The organism is Saccharothrix sp. BKS2 (assembly GCF_047689505.1).
Classification (GTDB): Bacteria; Actinomycetota; Actinomycetes; order Mycobacteriales; family Pseudonocardiaceae; genus Actinosynnema; species Actinosynnema lopnurensis.
In genome coordinates, this window is sequence record NZ_JAUQOL010000014.1 from 47,114 (window position 1) to 63,305 (window position 16,192).

Annotated in this window: 14 protein-coding genes and 1 pseudogene; 2 read left to right on the forward strand and 13 right to left on the reverse strand. The window is 72.8% G+C overall.

The window, feature by feature from the left end:
- Positions 1-5: 5 nt before the first annotated feature.
- Entirely contained in the window at positions 6-683 is a 678-nt protein-coding gene (locus tag Q5530_RS27870) for a response regulator (protein WP_380633326.1), read from the reverse strand.
- A 256-nt stretch (positions 684-939) separates the two neighbouring features.
- On the opposite strand from Q5530_RS27870, the gene Q5530_RS27875 reads away from it, so the two are divergent.
- Positions 940-1,389, forward strand: coding sequence for a MarR family winged helix-turn-helix transcriptional regulator (locus Q5530_RS27875; protein ID WP_380633328.1), 450 nt, complete (start codon positions 940-942; stop codon positions 1,387-1,389).
- A gap of 16 nt (positions 1,390-1,405) precedes the next feature.
- Here the strand turns inward: Q5530_RS27875 and mutM are convergent, their stop codons facing one another.
- From mutM to Q5530_RS27925, 10 genes are all read right to left on the reverse strand, one after another.
- The gene (gene mutM, locus Q5530_RS27880) at positions 1,406-2,263 is read right to left on the reverse strand and encodes a bifunctional DNA-formamidopyrimidine glycosylase/DNA-(apurinic or apyrimidinic site) lyase (protein WP_415365776.1); all 858 of its coding nucleotides are present in this window, start codon (positions 2,261-2,263) and stop codon (positions 1,406-1,408) included.
- Positions 2,264-2,273: 10 nt separating this feature from the next.
- A complete protein-coding gene (locus Q5530_RS27885) occupies positions 2,274-2,504 on the reverse strand; it encodes a hypothetical protein (RefSeq protein WP_415365777.1) in 231 nt (76 codons plus the stop codon).
- A 7-nt stretch (positions 2,505-2,511) separates the two neighbouring features.
- Complete coding sequence (rnc, locus tag Q5530_RS27890; protein WP_380633333.1) at positions 2,512-3,318, reverse strand: ribonuclease III; 807 nt, start codon at positions 3,316-3,318, stop codon at positions 2,512-2,514.
- A gap of 29 nt (positions 3,319-3,347) precedes the next feature.
- Positions 3,348-3,530: a 50S ribosomal protein L32 gene (gene rpmF / locus Q5530_RS27895; protein ID WP_380633335.1), complete on the reverse strand. Its 183-nt coding sequence runs from the start codon at positions 3,528-3,530 to the stop codon at positions 3,348-3,350.
- A gap of 2 nt (positions 3,531-3,532) precedes the next feature.
- Positions 3,533-4,120, reverse strand: a complete 588-nt coding sequence (locus Q5530_RS27900) for a YceD family protein (protein WP_415365778.1) — start codon at positions 4,118-4,120, stop codon at positions 3,533-3,535.
- 140 nt (positions 4,121-4,260) lie between these two features.
- Positions 4,261-4,977, reverse strand: coding sequence for a DivIVA domain-containing protein (locus Q5530_RS27905; RefSeq protein ID WP_415365779.1), 717 nt, complete (start codon positions 4,975-4,977; stop codon positions 4,261-4,263).
- Positions 4,978-5,259: 282 nt separating this feature from the next.
- On the reverse strand, positions 5,260-5,742 hold the full coding sequence (gene coaD, locus Q5530_RS27910) for a pantetheine-phosphate adenylyltransferase (RefSeq protein WP_380633340.1): 483 nt from the start codon (positions 5,740-5,742) through the stop codon (positions 5,260-5,262).
- Between the two features lie 53 nt (positions 5,743-5,795).
- The gene (rsmD, locus tag Q5530_RS27915) at positions 5,796-6,362 is read right to left on the reverse strand and encodes a 16S rRNA (guanine(966)-N(2))-methyltransferase RsmD (RefSeq protein WP_380633342.1); all 567 of its coding nucleotides are present in this window, start codon (positions 6,360-6,362) and stop codon (positions 5,796-5,798) included.
- A 139-nt stretch (positions 6,363-6,501) separates the two neighbouring features.
- Entirely contained in the window at positions 6,502-7,590 is a 1,089-nt protein-coding gene (locus Q5530_RS27920; protein WP_415365780.1) for an MBL fold metallo-hydrolase, read from the reverse strand.
- Positions 7,591-7,694: 104 nt separating this feature from the next.
- Entirely contained in the window at positions 7,695-11,072 is a 3,378-nt protein-coding gene (locus tag Q5530_RS27925; protein ID WP_415365781.1) for a pyruvate carboxylase, read from the reverse strand.
- 549 nt (positions 11,073-11,621) lie between these two features.
- Here Q5530_RS27925 and Q5530_RS27930 point away from each other — a divergent pair.
- Positions 11,622-13,034 (forward strand): hypothetical protein, encoded by a 1,413-nt coding sequence (locus tag Q5530_RS27930; protein ID WP_415365782.1) that lies wholly within the window; start codon positions 11,622-11,624, stop codon positions 13,032-13,034.
- Positions 13,035-13,308: 274 nt separating this feature from the next.
- Here the strand turns inward: Q5530_RS27930 and Q5530_RS27935 are convergent, their stop codons facing one another.
- Complete coding sequence (locus Q5530_RS27935; protein ID WP_415365784.1) at positions 13,309-14,121, reverse strand: hypothetical protein; 813 nt, start codon at positions 14,119-14,121, stop codon at positions 13,309-13,311.
- Between the two features lie 82 nt (positions 14,122-14,203).
- Positions 14,204-15,502: pseudogene (locus tag Q5530_RS27940) on the reverse strand (ATP-dependent DNA helicase RecG); the annotation flags it as partial.
- Positions 15,503-16,192 lie beyond the last annotated feature (690 nt).

Genomic DNA, 16,192 nt, shown 5'->3' on the forward strand with positions numbered 1-16,192 from the left:
CCGGCTCAGGGCTCGAAGCGGTAACCCATCCCCGGCTCGGTCACCAGGTGCCGGGGGTGGGCGGGCTCCGGCTCCAGCTTGCGGCGCAGCTGCGCCAGGTACACGCGCAGGTAGTGGGTCTCCCTCGCGTACTGCGGCCCCCACACCTCCTGGAGCAGCTGCTTCTGCGCCACCAGCCGGCCCCGGTTGCGGGCCAGGATCTCCAGCAGGCCCCACTCGGTGGGCGTCAGGTGCACCTCGACGCCGCCCCGGAGCACCTTCTTCGCCGCCAGGTCCACGGTGAACGACGCCGTCTCCACGACCGCGTCCTCCCCCTCCGCGACCGCGGCGCGCCGCACCGCCGCCCGCAGCCGGGCCAGCAGCTCGTCCATCCCGAACGGCTTGGTCACGTAGTCGTCCGCGCCCGCGTCGAGCGCCTCGACCTTGTCGGTGGAGTCGACGCGGGCGGACAGCACGATGATCGGCACGGTCGTCCACCCGCGCAGCCCGGCGATCACCTCGGTGCCGTCCACGTCGGGCAGGCCCAGGTCGAGCACCACCACGTCCGGCTTGCCCTCGGCGGCCACCTTGAGCGCGGCCGTGCCGTCGTGCGCGGTCAGCACCGCGTAGCCGCGCGCGGACAGGTTGATCCGCAGGGCCCGCACGATCTGCGGCTCGTCGTCGACCACCAGCACCTTGGTCACGCTGAGACACTACGCCGGGCAATCGGCGGGACGCCGGGCACGATCACCCACCGCGCACTTCCTGATGCGCTCTTGACGCCCCCTGCTGTGCTGTTTATGCCGTTTTGACGCTCCGGTCTCCGCATCGGTGCGGACACCGTGAGTACATCCGGGTGCGAATGAATTCATTCTCTGGACAGCAGTAGTGCGATAGTGCGAATGTCCTGTCCGAATTCGGACACTTGCTCACAGACGGTGAGCCGCGAGGAGGTCTTTGATGACCACCAGTGTGACCAACCAGAGCGTAACCAATCAGGACGCCTTACAGCTCGTGGTCGCCGTTCACCGGCTGATCCGCAGCCTGCGCCAGTCCGCTTCCGTCCGGCGGCTCCAGCCCACCCAGCTGCTCGTGCTGGCGGAGCTGGCGTCGCAGGGCCCGATGCGGATCGGCGAGATCGCGGTGCGGGCCCTGTGCTCGCAGCCCACGGCGACCACGGTGGTGACGGGCCTGGAGTCCAACGGGCTGGTGCGCCGCGAGGCCGACCCCGCCGACGGGCGGGCGACCATCGTCGAGCTGACCGTCCTCGGCCGGGACACCATCCTGTCCCTGGCCCACGGAGAAGCGGAACTGCTGTCCGAGCGGCTTTCCCGGCTCACCACCGAAGAACGGGAAAGCCTGCGGTCGGTCACCCCGTTACTGCGAAGACTTGCCGATCCCGCCCGGTGAGGCCGGACCCGACCGGTCAACCCCGCGGGCGCGGTTGACAGCGGGGGCACGAATACGAGGAACGGTTCATGAACGGCTCCCGCCTGACCGCCGTGCCGCACCGCCGGCACGGCTCGCCCTCGCGCCCGTAAACGGCCAGCGACCGGTCGAAGTAACCCGACTGGCCGTTCACGTTGACGTAGAGCGCGTCGAACGAGGTGCCGCCCTCGCCCAGCGCCTCGTGCATGACGCGGGTGGCGTGCGCGAGCAGTTCGGCGGTCTTCGGCCGGCTGAGCTTCTCCGCGGCCCGCAGCCCGTGCAGGCGGGCGCGCCACAGCGCCTCGTCGGCGTAGATGTTGCCCACGCCCGACACCAGGGTCTGGTCGAGCAGGGCGCGCTTGACCTCGGTCCGCCGCCGGCGCAGCGCGGACACCGCGGCCTCGGCGTCGAACGCCGGGTCCATCGGGTCGCGCGCGATGTGCGCCACCGGCTGGGGCAGCTGCGCGCCGTCGACCTCCACGATCTCGGCCAGCGCGAGCCCGCCGAACGTGCGCTGGTCCACGAAGCGCAGCTCCGGGCCGCCGTCGGCGAACCTCAGGCGCACCCGCAGGTGCTTCTCGTCCGGCGCGCCGACCGGCTGGACCAGCATCTGGCCGCTCATGCCGAGGTGCGCCAGCATCGCGTCGCCGCCCGAGAGGTCGACCCAGAGGTACTTGCCCCGCCGGCGCGCGGCGAGCAGGGTCTGCCCGGCCAGGCGCACGGCGAAGTCCGCCGCACCGGGCAGGTGGCGGCGGATCGCTCGCGGGTGGAGGACCTCGACCGCGGCGACGGTCCTCCCGGCGACGTGCTCGTGCAGACCTCGGCGGACGACCTCGACCTCGGGCAGCTCGGGCACGGTCGGTCGGTCAGTCCTCGGACTCGCGCGCGGCGGCCTCGGCCTGCTCCTGCTCCAGCTCCTCCAGCCGCTCGTAGGCGGCGGCCTGCGGCTTGGTCGGCTTGAGCATCCAGCCGCCCTTCTGGGCGGTGTCGCGCACCAGCACCAGGCCCTGGATACCACCGTTGCGGGAGGCGTTCAGCGGACGGGCCGGGCGGGTGTGACGCGCGCGGCGGTTCGTCCGGACGTTCGTGGCATACATTTCGGCGTCAGTCTTCCTGAGTAGGTGAAGCCTGCGTGTTCGCCGAGTCGGGAACGTGGCCGTTGCCGGTCGTCGTGGGTTCCTGCTCCACGGCGACCCGCTCGTGCAGCACGCGGTAGGCGGCTTTCGCCGCTTTCTGCTCGGCTTCCTTCTTCGTGCTCCCGTCACCGGTGCCGTGCGGTCGACCACCGACGTACACCGTGGCGGTGAACTCCTTGCGGTGGTCCGGGCCCTGGTCGTCGACCCGGTACTCGGGCACGCCCAGGCCCTCCGACGCGGTGAGCTCCTGGAGACTGGTCTTCCAGTCCAGGCCCGCACCGCGACGCGGCGCCTCGACGAGCAACGGGTCGAACAGGTGGTGGACCACCGTGCGCGCGGTGTCGATGCCGAACTGGAGGTACACCGCGCCGATGACGGCTTCCAGGCCGTCCGCGAGGATGCTGGCCTTGTCCCTGCCGCCGGTCAGCTCCTCGCCGCGACCGAGCAGCAGGTGGCCGCCCAGCCCGTCCTCGCCCAGACCCCGGGCGACGCCGGCCAGGGCGTGCATGTTCACCACGCTCGCGCGGAGCTTGGCGAGCTGACCCTCGGGCAGGTCCGGGTGCGTGCGGTACAGGTGGTCCGTGACGACCAGGCCCAGCACCGCGTCACCGAGGAACTCCAGCCGCTCGTTGGGCGGCAGGCCACCGTTCTCGTACGCGTACGAGCGGTGCGTCAAGGCGAGCGTCAGCAGCTCGGCGTCCAACGGGACGCCGAGCGCTTCGAGCAACGGGGCGCGGTCGGCGGACCGACCGCGCGACGACCGACTACCCCCCACGATTCGCCGCTTACCTTCGCCAGAGGGGATCAGGCCGGCTGGACGACCTGGCGGCCGGCGTACTGGCCGCAGTTCGAACAGGCGACGTGCTGCGGCTTCGGCTGGCGGCAAGCCTTGTTCTGGCAGGCCACCAGGTGCACGGCAGCGGTCTTCCACTGAGCGCGGCGCGAGCGCGTGTTGGAGCGCGACATCTTCCGCTTCGGGACGGCCACGACTAGTTCTCCTCTGGATTGTCACGAGTCCCGCCGAACCGCTCGTGAAGAGCCGCCCAGCGGGGGTCAATCGTCTCATGCCCGTGATCGGGGCCGAGATCAGCCAGCTTCCCGCCGCAGTCGACGCACAGCCCGGGGCAGTCCGGCGAGCACAGCGGCACCTGCGGCAGCGCGAGCACCAGGGCGTCGCGCACCACGGGTTCGAGGTCGATCAGGTCGTCGCGCAGACGGCTGACCTCGTCCTCTTCGGTGGTCTCGTCGGTGGTGCTGTCCGGGTAGGCGTACAGCTCGGTCAGCTCCACCTCGACCTCGGCCGACAGCGGCTCCAGGCAGCGCGAGCACTCCCCTTCGACCACCGTCCTGGCCGTGCCGGTCACGAGCACACCCTCGACCACCGATTCCAGCAGGAGGTCGAGTTCGACCGCACCCCCCGCCGGCACCGCGATCACGTCCCGGAGGCCGAGGCCCTCGGCGGGCACCGACCTGCTGGTCCTGCGGCTGGAGCCCGCACGACGTCCGAGGTCCCTGGTGTCGATGACCCAGGGCCCGGTGGCTGTGGAACGCGCGGAGGCGTGACGATGCTCAGACATGGTGTTTGGTGTGCTGTCGCGGACCTACCGCAACCAGCCGGTCAAGGGTACGGGACAACCGGCGCGGAGGCGAAATCGGCAGGTGGGACATCGTCCGTTCGGAGGTCTGGTGGGTGGACCGGGCCCGGTCGGGCGCCGGTCTAGTCGCGGTAGTCGAAGGGCGCGGCGGCGCTGGCCACGACGGGACCGCGCAGGTGCGAGCGCCCCTTGCCGACGCTGCGCAGGGTGTGCGCGAGCAGGTCCTCGAAGTCGGCGAGCTTGCCGTCCACGTACGCGTCGCACTCGCTGCGCAGCCGGACCGCCTCGGTCTGGGCGGCCTCCAGGACGCGCGCGGCCTCGTTGTGGGCGGCCTGCACGACCTCGGTCTGGGTGACCAGGCGCGACTGCTCCGCCCGGCCCTCCTCGATCGCGCGCTCGTAGTTGGCCCGGCCCGCCTGGACCATGCGGTCGGCCTCGGCGTGGGCGCGGCCCACCAGGTCCTCGTACTCCTTGCGGCCCGCGGCCACGGTGCGGTCGGCCTGGTCCTGGGCCTCGGCCACCACCCGCTCGGCTCGGGCCCGCGCCTCGGACAGCATCCGCTCGGCCTCGTGCTGGGCCTCGGCCACCATGCGCTCGGCGTCCGAGCGGGACTTGCTCACGTTCTGCTCGGCGTCGTGCTGGGCCTTGCCGACCAGCTCGTCGCGGTGGTCGAGCACGTCCTGCGCGTCGTCCAGCTCCGCGGGGATGGCGTCGCGCACGTCGTCGAGCAGTTCGAGCACGTCACCGCGCGGGACGACGCACCCGGAGGTCATCGGCACGCCGCGCGCTTCCTCGACGATCGTGACCAGCTCGTCGAGGGCCTCGAACACCCGGTACACGTCACACTCCTCGCGCCCACAGCAGTACCCGTACCAGTGTGCCCTGCCGCTCGCGATCGCGCCGGGAGATCCCCCCAGCGTGTCCGACCACCCCGCGAGTCGAACACCCGGAACGACCGTGTCGAACGCTCAGGACGGGTGAGTTCTACGTTCAGGGCGGCCGAATCGCGCACCCCGCTGCGCCGAACGGTCCTTCGGGACACCGAAATCGAACGCGAGTGTCGAACTCGGGTGTCCCGGGTGTTCGACACGGTGGGCGCGGGTGTTCGACTCGCGAGCGCGTCAGCGGCGTTCGGCCAGGCGGGCGAGCAGGCGGTCCTTGATCGACGGCGGGAGCAGGCTCGACACGTCGCCGCCGTAGGTGGCCACGTCCTTGACCAGGGAGCTGGCCAGGAAGCTGTAGATCGGGTTGGTCGGCATGAACAGCGTCTCCACCCCGGTGAGCTGGTGGTTCATCTGCGCCATCTGCAACTCGTAGTCGTAGTCGCTCACCGCGCGCAGGCCCTTGACGATGGCCTGGATGTCGTTCTCCCGGCAGTAGTCGACCAGCAGGCCGTGCCAGGCGTCGACGCGGACGTTCGGCCACTGCGCGGTCACCTCGCGCAGCATCTCGGTGCGCTCCTCGACCGAGAACAGCGTCTTCTTGTTCTTGTTGATCATCACCGCGATGACGACCTCGTCGAAGAGCTTCGCCGCTCTGCCGATGATGTCCAGGTGTCCGTTGGTGGCCGGGTCGTAGGAGCCGGGGCACACGGCACGCGTCATGGTTTCGGACCGTAGCACCCGATCGGACGCACCCACTCAGGGCGTGGTCCGCATCACCCGCCGGCGTCGACGTGTTCGGCCCAGTGCAGGGCCGTGTCGCCATAACGCTTGCCGCGCAAGGATTCCACGGCGGGCGGCCAGACCGGTTCGGCGCCCCGCGCGTCCCGCTCCACGACCACCAGCGTCCCCGGCGCGGTCCACCCGTTCTCCACCAGCGCCGACAGCACCCGGTTGAGCTGGTCGTCGCCGACCGCGTACGGCGGATCGGCGAACACCAGGTCGCACGGCGCTTCGGGCGGCGTGCCCACGACGGCCTCCGCGGTGCGGTTGAGCACCACCGCGCCGGGCAGCCCGAGCGACCTCGCGTTGCCCTTCAGCACTTCGGCAGCCCGCTTGTCCGATTCCACGAACGTGGCCCGCGCCGCGCCGCGCGACAGCGCCTCGAAGCCGAGCGCGCCGGAGCCCGCGTACAGGTCGAGCACCACCGCCCCGTCGAGGCTCGCGAAGGACTCCAGCGAGCTGAACAACGCCTCGCGCACGCGCTCGGAGGTGGGTCGGGTGACGCGCGGCGGCACCCGGAGCCGGCGCCCGCCCGCCACACCCGCGACGATCCTGGTCACCCGGTCATCGTCCCAGGCGCGCGCCGCCGGCGGCGGCCGGCACCCGGCGAGGCGGGGAACGTCACGTCGGCGGCCGGGCCGGCGCGCCCGTCGGCGGTCCGGGCCGTGCCGCGGCCGCCCGTCACCACCGCGGTTCCCGTCAGGCGAGCGCCTGCCACCACCCGTCGACCGAAGGGGGCTCGTCGACGTTGATCCGCTCACCCGGACGGGGGACGGCGAGCGGGACGCCGTGGGCCTTGGCCTCCCGCCACACCCGCTCCACGGGCTCGGACCAGTCGTGGAGCGCGAGGTTGAACGTGGCCCAGTGCACCGGGACCAGCAGCCCGCCGCGCACGTCGCGGTGGGCTGCCACGCCCTCCTCGGGCGTCATGTGGATGTCGGGCCAGCCGGGCCCGTACGCGCCGATCTGGACCAGCGAGGCGTCGAACGGCCCGTGCTCCTCGCCGATCCGCCGGTAGCCGTCGAAGTAGCCCGTGTCGCCGCTGTAGTAGACGCGGTGCCGCGGCCCCTTGAGCACCCACGAGGCCCACAGCGTGTTGTCCCGGTCGAAGCCGCGGCCGGAGAAGTGCTGCGCGGCGGTCGCGACGAGCGTGATCCCGGCGACCTCGTGCGACTCGTCCCAGTCCAGCTCCACGATCCGGTGCTCCGGCACCCGCCAGCGGCGCAGGTGCGCGCCGATGCCCAGCGGCACCACGAAGACCGCCTCCTGGTCCCGCGTGAGCGCCCGCACGGTGGCCAGGTCGAGGTGGTCGTAGTGGTCGTGCGAGATGACCACCGCGTCCACCCGGCCGACCTCGTCCAGCCGGTGCGGCACCGGGTGCAGCCGCCGCGGGCCGACCGCCTGGGACGGTGAGCAGCGCTCGCTCCACACCGGGTCGAGCAGCACCCGCGCCCCGTCGATCTCCACGAGCGTGGACGCGTGCCCGTACCAGGTGAGGTGCAGGCCGTCGCCGGCCGGCCCGAGCCCGACGGGCGGCACCAGCGGCACCTCGCCCACCGGCCGCCGCCGCTGGCCGCCGAAGAACATCTCGCGCACGGTGCCCGCCGCGGCGTCCGGCGGCATGGTGCTGGTCCGGTGCGCGTTGTGGAACTTCCCGTCGCGGTACCGGGGCGACCGCCGCACCCGCTCGTCGCCGGGCCTGCCGCCCAGCGCGACCGGCACGTCCCGCGCGGCCCACGCGAGGGCGCCGGCGGAGAGGGCGAGCAGTGCGGCGGTGACCTTCTTCATGGAGCCTCCAACGCGAGGCCGGAGCACTCGGTTCCCCGGCGGGCCGTGACCGGCGCCACCCGGAGGGGAACCGGGGTCGGGCGCGTGCCCGACCCCGGCCCGGCTCACTCCAGCACGATCAGCAGGTCGCCGCCCTCCACCTGCTGCACGCCCCGCACCGCCAGGCGCTTGACCCGACCGGCGCGCGGCGCGGTGATCGCGGCCTCCATCTTCATCGCCTCGATGGTCGCGACCGTCTGCCCGGCCTCGACCGCCTCGTCCTCGGCCACGCTCGGCGTGACCACGCCCGCGAACGGCGCGGCGACGTGGTCGGGGTTGCCGCGGTCGGCCTTCTCCGCCACCGGCACCTCGCTGGCCACCGACCGGTCGCGCACCTGGATCGGCCGCAGCTGGCCGTTGAGCACGGCCATGACCGTGCGCACCCCGCGCTCGTCGGCCTCGCCGATGGCCTCCAGGCCGATCAGCAGCCGCACGCCCGGCTCCAGGTCGACCTGGTACTCCTCGCCCGGCTTGAGGCCGTAGAAGAAGTCCTTGCTGCCGAGCACGCTGGTGTCGCCGTACGCCTCCCGGTGCGCCAGGTACTCCTTGGTCGGCCCGGGGAACAGCAGGCGGTTGAGCGTGGCGCGGCGGTCGGTCTCCAGGCCCTTCTCGTCCTCCTCGGTGAGGTCCGCCACGCCCTTGGGCGCGGGCCGGCCCTGGAGGGCCTTGCTGCGGAACGGCTCGGGCCAGCCGCCGGGCGGGTCGCCCAGCTCGCCGTGCAGGAAGCCGATCACCGAGGCCGGGATGTCGAAGCGGCCCGGGTCGGCCTCGAAGTCCTTCGGCTCCACACCCGCGCCCACCAGGTGCAGCGCCAGGTCGCCCACGACCTTGGACGAGGGGGTCACCTTGACCAGCCGGCCGAGCATCCGGTCGGCCGCGGCGTACATGGCCTCGACCTCCTCGAACTTCTGCCCGAGGCCCAGGGCCACCGCCTGGGTGCGCAGGTTGGACAGCTGGCCGCCGGGGATCTCGTGCGTGTAGACGCGGCCGGTGGGGCCGGGGATGCCCGACTCGAACGGCGCGTAGACCTTGCGCACGGACTCCCAGTACGGCTCCAGGTCGCAGACCGCCCGCAGGTCCAGGCCGGTGGCCCGGTCGGTGTGGTCGGTCGCCGCGACGATCGCCGACAGCGGCGGCTGCGACGTGGTGCCCGCCATCGACGCGACCGCGCCGTCCACCGCGTCCACACCGGACTGGACGGCCGCCAGGTAGGTCGCCAGCTGGCCACCCGCCGTGTCGTGGGTGTGCAGGTGCACCGGCAGGTCGAACTCCTCGCGCAGCGCGCTCACCAGCCGGGCCGCGGCGGGCGGGCGCAGCAGGCCCGCCATGTCCTTGACCGCGAGCACGTGCGCGCCCGCGCCGACGATCTGCTCGGCCAGCCTGAGGTAGTAGTCGAGCGTGTAGAGGCGCTCGGCGGGGTCGGACAGGTCGGCCGTGTAGCAGAGCGCGACCTCGGCGACCGCCGTGCCGGTCTCGCGGACCGCCTCGATGGCCGGGCGCATCTGCTCGACGTCGTTGAGCGCGTCGAAGATGCGGAAGACGTCGATACCGGTCTTGGTCGCCTCCTGGACGAAAGCGCTGGTCACCGCCTCGGGGTAGGGCGTGTAACCGACCGTGTTGCGACCGCGCAGCAGCATCTGGAGGGTGATGTTGGGCACGGCCTCGCGCAGCGCGGCGAGGCGTTCCCACGGGTCCTCGGCGAGGAAGCGCAGCGCCACGTCGTAGGTCGCGCCGCCCCACGCCTCCAGCGACAGCAGCTGCGGCGCCATGCGCGCCACGTGCGGCGCGACGGCCAGCAGGTCCTTGGTGCGCACGCGGGTGGCCAGCAGCGACTGGTGCGCGTCGCGGAACGTGGTGTCCGTGACGCCCAGGGCCGTGCTCCCCCGCAGCCACCGGGCGAAGCCCTCCGGGCCCAGCTCGACCAGCTTCTGCTTGGAGCCGGCGGGCGGCTCGGCGGCCAGGTCGACGGCCGGCAGCTTCTGCCGGGGGTCCACCGCGGCCGGGCGGGGGCCGTTGGGCTTGTTCACCGTGACGTCGGCCAGGTAGGTGAGCATGCGCGTGCCGCGGTCGGCCGGGGTGCGGGCGGTGAGCAGGTGGGGGCGCTTCTCGATGAACGAGGTGGTGACGCGGCCCTCGTAGAAGTCCGGGTCGTCCAGCACCGCCTGGAGGAACGGGATGTTGGTGGACACGCCGCGGATGCGGAACTCCGCCACGGCGCGGCGGGCGCGGGCCACGGCGGCCTCGAACGTGCGGCCGCGGCAGGTCAGCTTGACCAGCATCGAGTCGAAGTGGGCGCTGATGGCCGTGCCGACGCCGGTGGTGCCGCCGTCCAGGCGCACGCCGGAGCCGCCCGGCGAGCGGTAGGCGCTGATCATGCCGGTGTCGGGGCGGAACCCGTTGGCGGGGTCCTCGGTGGTGATGCGGCACTGGAGGGCCGCGCCGCGCAGGTGCACGGTCTCCTGGCTCAGGCCCAGGTCCGCCAGGGTCCGGCCGCTGGCGATGCGCATCTGGGACTGCACCAGGTCCACGTCGGTCACCTCCTCGGTGACCGTGTGCTCGACCTGGATGCGCGGGTTCATCTCGATGAAGACGTAGTTGCCGTGCGGGTCGAGGAGGAACTCGACCGTGCCCGCGTTGCGGTAGCCGATGTGGCGGGCGAACCGCACCGCGTCGCCGCACATGCGCTCGCGCAGCTCGGGGGAGAGGTTGGGCGCGGGCGCGATCTCGATGACCTTCTGGTGGCGGCGCTGCACCGAGCAGTCCCGCTCGAACAGGTGCATCACGTTGCCCTCGCCGTCGGCGAGGATCTGCACCTCGATGTGGCGGGGCTCGACCACCGCCTGCTCCAGGAAGACGGTCGGGTCCCCGAACGCGGACTCGGCCTCGCGGGAGGCGGCTTCGAGGGACTCGCGCAGCGCGCCGCGGTCCTCCACGCGCCGCATACCGCGACCGCCACCGCCCGCCACGGCCTTCACGAAGACCGGGAAGGTGATGTCCTCCGCGGCCCGCAGGAGGGTCTCCACGTCGCTGGAGGGCTCGCTGGACCTGAGCACGGGCAGGCCGGCCTCGCGGGCCGCGGCGATGGCGCGGGCCTTGTTGCCGGTCAGCTCCAGCACCTCGGCGGGCGGGCCCACGAAGGTGATGCCCGCCTCGGCGCACGCCTTGGCCAGCTCGGGGTTCTCGGAGAGGAAGCCGTAGCCGGGGTAGATCGCGTCGGCGCCCGCCTTGCGGGCCGCCTTGATGATCTCCTCGACGGACAGGTAGGCCCGTACCGGGTGACCGGGCTCACCGATCTCATAGGACTCGTCGGCCTTCAACCTGTGCAGGGAGTTGCGGTCCTCGTGGGGGAAGACGGCAACCGTGCCGGCGCCCAGTTCATAGGCAGCGCGAAAGGCCCGGATCGCGATCTCGCCGCGGTTGGCGACGAGGACCTTGCGGAACATTCGGCGTTCCCTCCCGGTAACTCGGCGGTGAATCAAGGCACGTTACCGCGCGCGTTCCGCTCCTCGGGAGTTCCATCTCACGTGACGGACGTCATCGTGATCGGTCACTCTTTCCCGCAAGGCCGGTGCGACCTGGGAGCACGCCCCGGGATTCTCCCCCGCGCGGGGCCGGCGCGCAGCCCGCTGGAAGGCGGTACGGCGGGGAAGGCGAGGGGTGCTCGGCCGGTCCGCCGGGCCCTCCCCGAACCTCACCCGACAGAGATCTTGCCCCCGGTCGAACACCTGTTCGAGAATAATCCCATGAACCCCATCACACCGTCCCTCACCCAGCCCGCCTCCCCCGCCTTGCCGTTCCCCTCGATCGCCCTGCCCGACGAACGGATTTCGCGACGCTGCACGCCCGGCCGATTACTGTGCGTTCACCGCATCGAGTGACCACTGCCGGCGTGTTCTCGGTAGGGTTGACCCATGGCCGGGGCTGAAGGGACTGGGCAGCCTGCTGCCCGCACCCATTTCGACGTCGTTCTGCGCGGGTACAACCAACGCCAGGTGAACGAGCGCGTGACGCGCCTGGAGTTCGACCTCAAGAACTCCACCAGAGCGCGTGAGGCGGCGTCGGCCCAGGTCGCCGAGCTGACGAAGCTGCTCAACGGCACGCGTGCGGAGCTGGACAAGGTCAAGGGCCAGCTGAACAACCTGGCCAACAGCCCGGTCAACGCGTCCAACGTCACCGAGCGCGTGCGCGTGATGATGACGTTGGCGGAGGAGGAGATCGCCGACATCCGCAAGGCGGCGCAGGACCAGGCGAACGCCACGCGCGCCGAGGCCGACCGCGCGGCGGCCGAGGGCAGGGCGGCGCACCAGCGGGCGATGGCCGAGCTGGAGGACCGGCGCCGGCAGCTGGAGGCGGCGCACCTCCAGCGGACCACCGAGCTGGAGCGGCAGCACGAGGAGCGGCGCGCCGAGCTGGAGAAGTCGCACGAGGAGCTGCGGGCGAAGCTCAACGCCGAGCACGAGGCCCTGGTGGCCGAGGCCCGCGCGGACCGCGAGCGGGCGACCGCGGAGTTCGAGGCGAAGGCCGCCGAGCTGGAGGCGAGGCGGACCGAGCTGGAGCAGAAGTACAAGGGCTACCACGACGACCTGGACAAGGAGTACGACGACCTGCGCACCACGCTCCGCAAGGAGCACGAGGTGCACGTGGTCGAGGCGAAGGCCGAGGCCGCGAAGCTCCTCGAAGCCGCTCGCGCGGAGACCGCGGAGCTGCGGGCCGAGACGCAGCGGCAGATCGCGGAGCTGGAGTCCGAGGCGCTGGCCAAGGCGGAGAAGGCGATCGGCGAGGCCAACGCGCAGGCGGAGCGGACCGTCTCCGAGGCCAACGCCCGCGCCGAGAAGACGGTCACCGAGGCGGACGCCCACGCCACGCGCCGCACCACCGCCGCGGACCGGAAGCTGACCCAGCTCCACGCGGTGCACGAGGAGCTGACCAAGCAGTTCGCCGCGGCTCACGACGCGATGACCCGCGCGGTCGGCACCCTCACGCCGCTGGAGGGTGACCTGGCCCTCACCGGTGGCGGCGCTGATGGCGGTAGCGGTGTCAGTGCTGATGCCGGTGCGGACACGGGTCCCAGCGCTGCCGCCGAGAAGACCTCGGCGGGCAAGAGCGCGGACGAGGGCGCTGCGGAGAAGGCCGCTGTCGACAGCACCACCGCCGGTACGGCCGCTGCCGGCGCGACCGACACCGACGACGAGACCACCGTGGTGACGCGGAAGCCCGCCGCCGGTGGGGCCGGACTCGGTGCGAGCCAGGCCGGGCCGAAGGCTGCCGCCAACGCCGGTGGGGCAAAGGCCGGTGGCGCGAGGGTTGGTGGCGCGAGGGTTGGCGGCGGGGCAGCTCAGGCCGAGGTCAACCAGTCCGAGCCGCCCACCACCAAGCTGCCCATCCTCAAGAAGGGCGGCAGGTAGCCCTCAGGGGTGGCGGGGTAGGCCAGTTGGGCTCGGTCCACGTCACCCCGGCCCGATCGACCGGCTGGCCCCTGGGGCTGGCCGGCTCCCGAGTCCGGCCGGCCCTCGGGTCCGGGTCGCGCTCGGGTCCGGCTGGCCCCTGGGTCCGGGTCGCGCTCGGCCACGACGTCGAGAGGCCGGATCCGGCAGGGGTCCGGCCTGGTCGGGCTGGGGAGCCGAGTAGCTCGTGCCGCAGCCGCCTACCTAGCCCGCCTACCCGCCTGCCTCGCCCGTCCTACTGCGGAATTTCCTCCGCCGGGACGACCTGCGCCTGGTTGGGCACGACCACGTCGACCGGTCCGCCCCAGTCGCGGAACCGGGTGGCGGAGCGCTTGACCACCTTCCCGTCCAGTTCGAACCGGTACTCGGCCTTCAGCGGCACCGAGGTGTCGTCCACCCACACCGACGCGGCGATCTTCACGCCGTACTCGGCCAGCTGGGTGTGCTGGAGCTGGATGTCCGGGTCCTCGATGGTCTTGGCCATCTTGAAGGTGTCGACGACCAGGTCGTACCGCGTCACCGGCACCCCGTCGAGGTCCTCGGTCGCGCGCGCGACGATCAGCGCCGCCCTCGGCTGGAGGTAGTCCAGCTCGGCCCCCACCGTCGCGCTCGGGCCGAAGCCGCGCAGCAGCGCGCCCAGCTCGGCGCTGTTGCCCGCCGTGTAGTAGCCCCACTCCTTGCCCGCCGGCATGGGCGCGCCCGCGACCCGCACGTACGTCCCGCCGGGCACCAGGACCAGCGACGTCCGGTTCGGGGCCTGCCCGCCGGTCGAGACGTCCATGTCCATCGACGCGCTCACCCCGCCGCCGGAGTAGCGCACCACGCCGTTCACGACGTTGCTCACGTCCAGGCCCTGCCCGTCGGTGGCGAACCCCTCGGTGCGGAACGAGGCGGTGGCCAGCTCGGTCCGCCGCTGCTCGACGCGGTCGGCGAGCAACGCCAGGTCGCCCCTGGGCGGGGACGAGGTGTTCGGGGCCGGGTCGCCGGACGGCGCGGTCGAGCAGGCGACCAGCGCCAGCGGAACCAGGGCGAGCAGGAATCGGCGCACGAGTCAGGGTAACCGCACCCGGCCTGCGCCTTCTCCAGGTGCTCCGGCCCGTCCCGCGCCTCCCCCGGGTACCCCGCCCGCGCTACGCCTTCTCCAGGTACTCCGCCCGCTCGTCGTCCAGCAACCCCGCCACCAGCAGCGCCAGGCCGGGGTGCGCCACCAGGTCCGGATCGGCGTCCACGACCCCCTGCGCCACCACCCGCGCCTCGGTGATCACGTCCTCGTCGCGCAGCAGCGACAGCATCTTCAGCCCGGACCGCGTACCCGACTGGGCCGCGCCGAGGATGTCGCCCTCGCGCCGCAGCTCCAGGTCCAGCTGCGCCAGCTCGAACCCATCCACAGTGGACTCCACGGCCCGCAGCCGGGCCATGGTGGAGGTGCCCTCCGGCATCTCCGTGACCAGCAGGCACAGCCCCGGCGCGCTGCCCCGCCCGACCCGGCCGCGCAGCTGGTGCAGCTGGCTCACGCCGAACCGGTCCGCGTCCATGATCACCATGACGGTGGCGTTGGGCACGTTCACGCCGACCTCGACCACGGTCGTGGCCACGAGCACCTGCACCTGGTTGGCCGCGAACGCCCGCATCACGGCGTCCTTGTCGTCCGGGGGCATCCGGCCGTGCAGGACGTCCACCCGCAGGCCCCGCAGCGGCCCCTCGACCAGCCGGTTGGCCACGTCCAGCACGGCCAGCGGCGGCCGCCGGTCGGAGCCGTCCTCCTTCGGCGGCTCCTCCGCGCCCGGCTCCGCACCCGACGCCGACTCGTCGCCGTCGCCGATGCGCGGGCACACCACGTACACCTGGTGGCCCTTGCCGACCTCCTCGCGGATGCGCTGCCAGGCCCGGTCCAGCCAGGCCGGCTTCTCCGCCACCGGCACCACGGACGTGCTGATGGGCGACCGCCCGGCGGGCAGCTCCCGCAGCGCCGAGACCTCCAGGTCGCCGTACACGGTCATGGCGACCGTGCGCGGGATCGGGGTGGCCGTCATCACCAGCACGTGCGGCGTGGAGCCGCCGGCCCGGCCGCTCAGCGCGGCCCGCTGCTCGACGCCGAACCGGTGCTGCTCGTCCACCACGACCATGCCCAGGTCGGCGAACTCCACCCGGTCCTGGATCAGCGCGTGCGTGCCGACCACGATCCCGGCCTCGCCGGTCACGATCTCCAGCAGCGCCCGCTTCCGCGCCGCCGCGCCCATGGACCCGGTCAGCAGCGTCACCCGCGTCGCGTGCTCGGCGGCACCCAGCTCGCCCGCCTGCCCGAGGTCGCCCAGCAGCTCCCGCAGCGACCGCGCGTGCTGCGCGGCCAGCACCTCGGTGGGCGCGAGCATCGCCGCCTGCCGCCCGGCGTCCACGACCTGGAGCATCGCCCGCAGGGCCACCATGGTGTTGTGCGTCACGACGAAGTGGTCGGTGACGTAGAGCCGGTCGCGGTGCGCGATGGAGAGGCACCGCACGGGCTTGCGCCCCACGCGCTCGACCCGGCGGATCACCCGGACCGGCTCGGCCGGCCGCGCGGAACCGGCCTTGCCCGGCACCCGGAACGGCGGGAAGCCGCCGGGCAGGCGCACCTCGACCGAGGAGCCGGCGGGCAGACCCGACTCGACCGAAGAGCCGGCCAGGACCCGGCCGGTGCCGCCCAGCGACTCCGCGAGCCACCCCACCTGCCCGACGAGCCGCGCCGAGGGCGACCGGAACACCACCTCTCCCCCGACCACCTCGCCGGCGGCGTCCAGCAGCCCCTGCAACAGCGCGTGCCGGTCCTTCACCGGGGCCACGAGGTACGCCTCGGGCACGCCCCCGCCGGGGAGCGAGGCACCGAGCCGGTACGGGTCCTCGGGCCGGTCCTCGAAGCGGTCCAGCTCCGGCGCGACGACGGTCGGCAGGCGCCACTCGACCCCGTCGGACAGGCCGTCGCGGATCTCGCGCAGGGTCAGCACCTCGCGCCGCCCCGCGCGGTCCACCGCCCACAGGTGCTCCAGGTCGCACTCGACGCCCGTGCCGTCGGACAGGACCAGCCGGTAGACGTCGCGCTCGCCCTGCGGGAACACCCCGGTGACCACGGTGACCTCGCCGTC